This is a genomic window from Candidatus Dormiibacterota bacterium (assembly GCA_036495095.1).
GTDB lineage: Bacteria > Chloroflexota > Dormibacteria > Aeolococcales > Aeolococcaceae > CF-96.
Genome location: DASXNK010000064.1, coordinates 1 through 7426, shown reverse-complemented (window position 1 = coordinate 7426; position 7426 = coordinate 1). Strand labels below are relative to the sequence as shown.

Annotated in this window: 13 protein-coding genes; all 13 read right to left on the bottom strand. The window is 72.1% G+C overall.

Annotated features, from left to right (window positions below; all coding sequences use genetic code 11):
- Positions 1-165 precede the first annotated feature (165 nt).
- The 13 genes from VGL20_06905 to map all read right to left on the bottom strand — a co-directional run bounded on the left by VGL20_06905 (position 166) and on the right by map (position 7414).
- A complete protein-coding gene (locus tag VGL20_06905; GenBank protein HEY2703403.1) occupies positions 166-864 on the bottom strand; it encodes a dolichyl-phosphate beta-glucosyltransferase in 699 nt (232 codons plus the stop codon).
- A 2-nt stretch (positions 865-866) separates the two neighbouring features.
- The gene (locus tag VGL20_06900; GenBank protein HEY2703402.1) at positions 867-1568 is read right to left on the bottom strand and encodes a WecB/TagA/CpsF family glycosyltransferase; all 702 of its coding nucleotides are present in this window, start codon (positions 1566-1568) and stop codon (positions 867-869) included.
- A 77-nt stretch (positions 1569-1645) separates the two neighbouring features.
- Complete coding sequence (gene rpsI / locus VGL20_06895) at positions 1646-2044, bottom strand: 30S ribosomal protein S9 (protein HEY2703401.1); 399 nt, start codon at positions 2042-2044, stop codon at positions 1646-1648.
- Positions 2031-2501: a 50S ribosomal protein L13 gene (gene rplM, locus VGL20_06890; protein ID HEY2703400.1), complete on the bottom strand. Its 471-nt coding sequence runs from the start codon at positions 2499-2501 to the stop codon at positions 2031-2033. The genes rpsI and rplM overlap by 14 nt, the downstream gene beginning before the upstream one ends.
- On the bottom strand, positions 2498-3340 hold the full coding sequence (gene truA / locus VGL20_06885) for a tRNA pseudouridine(38-40) synthase TruA (GenBank protein ID HEY2703399.1): 843 nt from the start codon (positions 3338-3340) through the stop codon (positions 2498-2500). Before truA ends, rplM begins: the two co-directional genes overlap by 4 nt.
- Before the next feature lie 8 nt (positions 3341-3348).
- The gene (gene rplQ, locus VGL20_06880; GenBank protein ID HEY2703398.1) at positions 3349-3690 is read right to left on the bottom strand and encodes a 50S ribosomal protein L17; all 342 of its coding nucleotides are present in this window, start codon (positions 3688-3690) and stop codon (positions 3349-3351) included.
- 39 nt (positions 3691-3729) lie between these two features.
- Entirely contained in the window at positions 3730-4698 is a 969-nt protein-coding gene (locus tag VGL20_06875) for a DNA-directed RNA polymerase subunit alpha (GenBank protein HEY2703397.1), read from the bottom strand.
- Positions 4699-4729: 31 nt separating this feature from the next.
- Positions 4730-5359, bottom strand: coding sequence for a 30S ribosomal protein S4 (gene rpsD / locus VGL20_06870; protein ID HEY2703396.1), 630 nt, complete (start codon positions 5357-5359; stop codon positions 4730-4732).
- A gap of 21 nt (positions 5360-5380) precedes the next feature.
- Positions 5381-5776 carry a 30S ribosomal protein S11 gene (gene rpsK, locus VGL20_06865; GenBank protein HEY2703395.1) on the bottom strand — a complete coding sequence of 132 codons (396 nt, stop codon included), beginning with the start codon at positions 5774-5776 and terminating at the stop codon, positions 5381-5383.
- Positions 5777-5824: 48 nt separating this feature from the next.
- Positions 5825-6205 (bottom strand): 30S ribosomal protein S13, encoded by a 381-nt coding sequence (rpsM, locus tag VGL20_06860; GenBank protein HEY2703394.1) that lies wholly within the window; start codon positions 6203-6205, stop codon positions 5825-5827.
- 7 nt (positions 6206-6212) lie between these two features.
- The gene (gene rpmJ / locus VGL20_06855; GenBank protein ID HEY2703393.1) at positions 6213-6326 is read right to left on the bottom strand and encodes a 50S ribosomal protein L36; all 114 of its coding nucleotides are present in this window, start codon (positions 6324-6326) and stop codon (positions 6213-6215) included.
- 42 nt (positions 6327-6368) lie between these two features.
- Positions 6369-6563 carry a translation initiation factor IF-1 gene (gene infA / locus VGL20_06850; protein ID HEY2703392.1) on the bottom strand — a complete coding sequence of 65 codons (195 nt, stop codon included), beginning with the start codon at positions 6561-6563 and terminating at the stop codon, positions 6369-6371.
- Between the two features lie 98 nt (positions 6564-6661).
- On the bottom strand, positions 6662-7414 hold the full coding sequence (gene map, locus VGL20_06845; GenBank protein ID HEY2703391.1) for a type I methionyl aminopeptidase: 753 nt from the start codon (positions 7412-7414) through the stop codon (positions 6662-6664).
- Positions 7415-7426 lie beyond the last annotated feature (12 nt).

The following is a 7426-nucleotide window of genomic DNA, read 5'->3' as shown; positions in this document are numbered from 1 at the left end:
GGCCCGGCCGTCGACCCCGTAGCGCAGCCCCACCAGCGGCGAGCGCGCCACGCGCACGTCGAGGATGAAGGGCGGTGCCGAGAGGTCTGCGGTCACGTCTGCCTTCCTGAGCCGATTGGCGCGATAGCCGACGCCTGGAGTCTACGCCGCCCGAGCCCGCACCGGTCAGCGCCGCCAGAGCCGCAGGCGGATGAGGTCGAGCAGCACCATGCCGGAGTCGCGCAGCGCGCTGACGCGCGAGTCGTCGCGGTGGCTCCAGCGCACCGGCACCTCGGCGATCCTCCAGCCGTGGCGGCGGGCGCGGAGCAGCACCTCGGCGTCGAAGCCGAAGCGCAGCGTCTTCAGCGGCCCGAAGCAGGCCTCGGCCGCGGTCGCGGTGAACACCTTGAAGCCGCACTGGCTGTCGCGGATGCCGGGGAGCACGAGCAGCTGGAGCAGCCTGTTGTAGGTCTTGCCCATCAGCTCGCGGCGAAGCGCCTGGTGCACCTCGATCTGGGCGTCGCCCGCCCGCGAGGCGATCGCCACCTGGCAATCGCCCTCGAGGTGGTAGCGCAGCCGGGGCAGCTCCTCCAGCGGGGTGCTGAGATCGGCGTCGCTGAAGGCGCGGTGCTCGCCCCGAGCGGCCAGCATCCCCGCCCGGGTGGCCGCGCCCTTGCCCTGGTTGCGCTCGAGCCCGAGCAGACGCAGCTGCGGCCAGCTCGCGGCGGCGCGCTCGACGGCGGCGGCGGTGCCGTCGCTGCTGCCGTCGTCGACGACGATGACCTCGTACTCCTCGCCGGAGAGGTCGAGATGCTCGCGCATCCGGGCGAGGCTCGGCGGCAGCCGCTCGGCCTCGTTGTAGGAGGGGACGACCAGGCTGAGCACCGCTACTCCCCCCGGCGCGACGGCGGCAGCGCGGCGCACTCCCGCCGGTCGAGCCACCAGAACAGCGGCAGCACCGCCTGGCGGCGCGCTCGCCAGGGCTGGCGGGCCAGCCGCCACGCCCACTCCAGCCCGGCGCGGCGCACCACGGCGGGGGCACGGCGCACCCGTCCGGAGAGGAAGTCGAGGGCGCCGCCGACGCCCATGCCCACCCCGGCGCCGATGGCGGCGAGATGGGCGGCGAGGAAGCTCTCCTGCCGGCCGGCGCCGTAGGCGGCGAAGACCGCGTCCGGGGCGGCGGCGCGGAGCCGGTCGGCGGTCTCGCTGCCGGGGTCGCCGCCGTCGGCGGCCACCACCCGCAGCCCGGGGTGACGGCGCTCGAGCTCGGCGGCGGCGAGGGCGGCGACCCCGGGCGCGCCACCCACCAGCGCGAGCCGCTGGCCCAGCGGCGCGGCCCGCTCGGCGTAGCGCTCGAGCAGGTCGGCGCCGGCGACCCGGCCGGCGCCACCGTAGCCGCGGCGGCGCAGCGCCAGCACCAGCCCGATGCCGTCGGGCACCACCAGCCCGGCGGCCTCGATGATCGCCCCCAGGGCCGGGTCGCGCCGGGCCCGCATCACCATCTCCGGGTTGAGCGTGACCACCTGCAGGGGCGCGCCGCTGCGCTCGGGCCGGGCGGCGCCGACCACGGCGTCGAGGGCCGAGTCCATGTCGACGAGATCGACGCCGACACCGAGCACACGCACCCGTGGGGCCGCCACCACCGTGGCGGGTGTCGCGGCGGCGCTCAGCGCTTGGTGTACTGCGGGGCCTTGCGGGCCCGCTTGAGGCCGTACTTCTTGCGCTCCTTCTCCCGCGGGTCGCGGGTGAGGAGGCCGGCCCGCTTCAGCGGCTCCCGGAGGTTCTCGTCGGCGAGGCAGAGGGCGCGGGCGATGCCGTGGCAGACCGCACCGGCCTGGCCGGCGACGCCGCCCCCCTGCACCTTGATGCTGGCCACGAACCGACCGATGGTGTCGGTGACCCGCAGCGGCTGGGTGACGATGGTCTCCAGGTCGCGCCGGCCGAAGTACTCGCTCGGCGACTTGCCGTTGATGACGAGGACGCCGTCGCCGGGGATCAGGCGGACGCGCGCCACCGCGTTCTTCCGACGGCCGGTGCCGTTGTAGTAGTGCTCACTGGCTGGCACGGATGATCTCCCCGAGCTCGCCGAACGTGATCGGCTGCGGCTGCTGCGCCTCGTGCTTGTGCTCGCCGCCCGCGTACACGCGCAGACGCTTCAGCTGGTCGGCACCGAGGGTGTTGTGCTGGAGCATGCCCCGCACCGCATGGGTGATGGGGTGGGTGGGGTGGCGCTCGATGGTCTGTTCGAAGGTGCGCACCCGGCGGCCACCCGGGTAGCCCGAGTAGCGGTCGTAGGTCTTCTGGGTGCGCTTGTTCCCGGTGACCACGATGTCCCTGGCGTTGACGACGATGACGTGGTCGCCGGTCATCATGTGCGGGGTGTACTGGGGCCGGTGCTTGCCGCGGAGCACCCGCGCGATGTTGACGGCGAGCCGCCCCAGGGTCTGGCCCTTCGCGTCGACGACGTACCAGTTCGCAGGCACCTCACCGGCGCTCGGCTGATAGCACTTCTGCGTGTTCATCGGTCCTCGTCTCCGTCGCCCTGGGGAAGGTCGTAGGTCACCGCCCACTGGTGGAGCCCGTGCGCGGGGGCGGTGGGCAGGCGCCGGGTGCGGCCCGGCGCGTCGAGCAGCGACGCCACCGACGGGGCGTCCAGACGGCCGTCGCCCACCGCCACCAGGGTGGCGGCGATGGCGCGCATCATGCCGTAGAGGAACGCGTCGGCGGTGACGTCGATGGTCACCACGGTGCGCGGCTCGGCGCCGGGCTCTCCGTGGGGATCCGGGATCGCGTGGGCCCGCACCGTCAGCGACTGGATGGTGCGCACCGTGGTGCCGCCGGCGCGGGGCGAGCGCCCGAACGCGGCGAAGTCGTGGGTGCCGACCAGGTGGCTGGCGGCGCCCCGCATCGCCTCGAGCTCGAGCGACCGGGGGACCCGCCAGGCGTGGTCGCGGGCCACCGCGGCGCGCTCGGCGCGCGGCGCCACCACGTACCGGTAGGTGCGGGTGCGGGCGTCGAAGCGGGCGTGGAAGCCGTCGGGCGCGGAGCGCACCTCGAGCACCACGGTGTCCTCGGGGAGGTGGCCGTTGAGCGCGGCGCGGAGCCGGCGCGGCTCCCAGGGACGGCGGAGCGCGCAGCCGACCACCTGGCCGTGGGCGTGGGCCCCGGCGTCGGTGCGGCCGGCGGCGGTGAGCCGCACCTGCTCGCCGGTCACGGCGAGGATGGCGTCGCGGAGCACGCCCTCGACGGTGCGCCGGTCGGGCTGGCGCTGCCAGCCGCTGAACCTGCTGCCGTCGTACTCCAGGGTGAGGGCATAGCTGTGCGTCGCCTCGGCGCTCACCTCGGTGGCGGGATCGAGCATCGGGACGGCTACTCCACCAGCTCGATGATCGCCATCGGCGCGCCGTCGCCCACCCGCGGACCGAGGTGGTAGATGCGGGTGTAGCCGCCGGGCCGGTCGCGGTAGCGGTCCATGTAGGTGGAGAACAGCCGGTGGCTGACCTCGCGGTCGTTGACCCACAGGGCCACCCTGCGGTGGGCGTGCACGTCGCCCGGCTTGGCGCTGGTGATCACCCGCTCCACCCAGCGGCGCAGCTCCTTCGCCTTCGCCTCGGTGGTGCGGATGCGGCCATGCCGAAGCAGGGCGGTGACCTGATTGCGGGTCATCGCCTGGCGGTGGGCGCTGGTGCGGCCGAACTTCCGTCCGGCCATCTGATGGCGCATCTCGGCTTCCCCTTGTCGGCGACCTGGCTAGCGGGCGGGCTGGAAGAGCGTCTCCAGCTCCTCCGCGGTCACGAAGCCCCGCTCCACCAGCTTCTCGCGGATCTCGTCGAGCGACTTCTGTCCGAAGTTGCGCAGCGAGAGCAGCTCCTCCTGGCGCATCGCCACCAGCTGGCCGATGCGGGTCACGTCGTTGGCCTTGAGGCAGTTGAGCGCGCGGACGCTCAGCTCCAGCTCCTCGACGGGGACGTCGGCGAGGCGGCTGGGGAGGTCGTTGCCGCGCGCCTGCGACACCGGCTGGACCGCGAGGTTGTCGCCGAAGCTGACGAAGAGCTCGAGGTGGCGGGTGAAGAGCGAGGCCGCCTGGCTGACCGCCTCGACCGGGGGCATGGTGCCGTCGGTCCAGACCTCGACGAGGAGACGATCCCACTCGGTGTCCTGGCCGACGCGGGTCTTCTCCACGGAGAAGTTGGCCTTGCGCACCGGGGTGAAGATGGCGTCGATCGGGATCACCCCGATCGGCTGCCCCTCCTTCTTGTTGCGCTCGGCGGGCACGTAGCCCTTGCCCCGCTCCACGGTCAGGTCCATGCGCAGCTGCGCCTGGGGGCCGTCGAGGGTGCAGAGGTGGAGGTCGGGGTTGCAGATCTCCACGTCGCTGGTGGTCTCGATGTCGCCGGCGCGCACCTGCTTGGGACCGCGCGCGTCGAGGGTCATCCGGACCGGCTCGTCGACGTGGCTGATGACATTGAGGAGCTTGATGTTGAGGAGGATCTCGGTGACGTCCTCCTTGACGTGGGGAAGCGTGGAGAACTCGTGCGACACGCCCTCGATCGAGACCGAGGTGACCGCCGCGCCCGAGAGCGACGAGAGCAGCACCCGGCGCAGCGAGTTGCCGAGGGTGGTGCCGAATCCAGGCTCGAGCGGCTCGATCTGGAAGCGGCCGTAGTCCGTGGTGCTCTGCAGCTCGCGGACGGATGGGGTGTGGGTGGTGTCGACCATGCGGTGGGTGTGGGCCTCTCTCTGGGTGGAGCTATCTGCTGTAGAACTCGACGATCAGCTGCTCGTCGATGAAGGCGTCCATCTCGGTGCGCTCCGGCAGCCGCTGGACGATCCCCTTGAGCGCATCGGCGTCGAGGGTGAGCCAGTCCGGGACCGGACGGCCCTGGATCAGCGCCTGGGCGTTGTCGATGGGCTGGGCCTTCCGGGATTTCTCGCGCACCGCCACCACGTCACCGGGCCGGACCTGGTACGAGGGGATGTTCACGGTGCGTCCGTTGACGCTGAAGTGGCGGTGGCTGACCAGCTGGCGCGCCTCGGGACGGGAGGCGGCGAAGCCGAGCCGGTAGACGACGTTGTCGAGCCGCCGCTCCAGGTTCTGGAGCAGCACCGTGCCGGTCACCCCCGTGCTGCGCTCCGCCTTCTCGAAGTAGTGGCGGAACTGCGTCTCCAGCACGCCGTAGAGGCGACGGGCACGCTGCTTGGCGCGCAGCTGGATGCCGTAGTCGCTCACCTTGCGGCGGCGCGCCATGCCGTGCTGCCCGGGAGGCGTCATGTTGCGACGGTCCAGGGTGCACTTGGTCACGCACTTCTCGCCCTTGAGGAAGAGCTTGACGCCCTCTCGCCGGCAGAGGCGGCAGACCGGATGGTGGGGATTGGCCATGGTGTCGGTGGCTCCTGGGCTCTAGACCCGGCGCCGCTTGGGCGGCCGGCAGCCGTTGTGGGGGATGGGGGTGACGTCGGTGATGGCGGTCACGTCGAGGCCCGCCGCCTGGAGGCTGCGGATCGCCGCCTCACGGCCGGCGCCGGGACCCTTGACGAAGATCTCGATGCTGCGAAGACCGTGCTCCATGGCCCGCCGCGCCGCGGCCTCGGCGGTCACCTGGGCGGCGAAGGGGGTGCTCTTGCGCGATCCCTTGAAGCCCTGGCCGCCCGCGGAGCCCCAGGCCAGCACATTGCCCTGGGTGTCGGTGAGGCTGACGATGGTGTTGTTGAAGGTGGACAGGATGTGGGCGTGCCCGACCGCGATGTTCTTGCGCTCGCGCCGCCGGGTCCTGACGACCTTCTTCTTCTTACCCATCGATGCTCCCAATCAACCCGTCACCCGTCCCGATGACTGCGGTGGTCACTACTTCTTCTTCCTGCGGACGCCCACGGTGCGGCGCGGTCCGCGCCGGGTGCGGGCGTTGGTCCGGGTGCGCTGCCCGCGCACGGGGAGCCCGCGGCGGTGGCGGAGCCCCCGATAGGTGCCGATCTCCATCAGCCGCTTGATGTTGAGGGCGATCTGACGTCGAAGATCGCCCTCGACCCTGCCCTGGAGCTGCTTGGCGATGAGGGCGCGCAGCTTGCCCACCTGGGCGTCGGTGAGGTCCCGGGTGCGCATGTCGGGGTTGAGCTGGGCGAGGGAGAGGATGCGCTTCGCCGTGGTCGGCCCGATGCCGAAGATGTAGGTGAGCGCGATGACCACGTGCTTGTCACGCGGGATGTCGACGCCTGCGATTCGTGCCACTTCTCGCCTACCCCTGACGCTGCTTGTGCTTGGGGTTCTCGCAGATGACGCGCACCGCCCCACGGCGCTTGATGATCTTGCACCGCTCGCAGATCTTCTTCACCGAGGCCCGGACCTTCATGTCGCTGCGTTCACCTTCACCATCTCTTGTCTGTCCTGGTTCCTATCCGAGTCGCTGCAGGATCCGCCCCCGCCCCGGGTCGCCGGCGCTGAGCTCGATGCTCACCCGGTCTCCGGGAAGGATGCGGACCGCCTGCAGCCGGGCCTTGCCCGCGGGATGGGCGAGCACCCGGTGCCCGTCCTCCAGCTCGACCCTGTAGAGCGCATTGGGAAGCGGCTCGATGACGCGCCCCACCAGGGGGCCCTCCCGCCCGCTCACCGGGCGCGCCGAATCCGGGAGGGGCGTGACGGGCGAGTATACAGATTCGAGCGGGGCGCCACAGGCCGGGGCACCGGTCACGCCGCCTCCTCGTCCCGCAGGGTGAGCACCACCGGCCCCTCCGGGGTCACCGCCACGGTGTGCTCGAAGTAGCAGGAGCGCCGGCGGTCGCAGGTGACCACCGTCCAGCCGTCGTCCAGGACCCGCACCTCGGCGCCCCCGGCGTTGACCATCGGCTCGATCGCGAGGACGTAGCCGGGCTTGAGCAGGTTGCCGCTGCCCGCCCGGCCGTAGTTCGGCACCTGGGGGGGCTCGTGCATGTTCCGCCCGATCCCGTGGCCGACGTACTGGCGGACCACCGAGAAGCCCTCGGCCTCGACATAGGTCTGGACGGCGTGGCCGATGTCGCCGATGTGGCGGCCCGGCCGGGCCTGGTCGATGCCCCTGAGCAGCGCCTCACGGGTGACGTCGAGCAGGCGCTGGGTCTCGGGCGGGGCCTCCCCGCAGGCCGTGCTGAGGCCGCTGTCCGCCCACCAGCCGTCGAGGATCAGGCCGCAGTCGAGGGAGACCAGGTCGCCCTCCTCGATGACCCGGCTGCCCGGCATGCCGTGGACGACCTCCTCGTTGACCGAGACGCAGAGCGAGTTGGGGTAGTCGTAGTAGCCGAGGAACCCGGGGATGCACCCGTGGTCGCGGATGAAGGTGTCCGCCTCCCTGTCGAGCTCCAGGGTGGTGATCCCGGGCCGGATGCTCGCCGCCAGGTGGCTGAGGCAGGCCCCGAGGATCCGCCCCGACGTGTGCATCTTCTCGATCTCCTCCGGCCGCTTCAGCCGGAAGGTGGG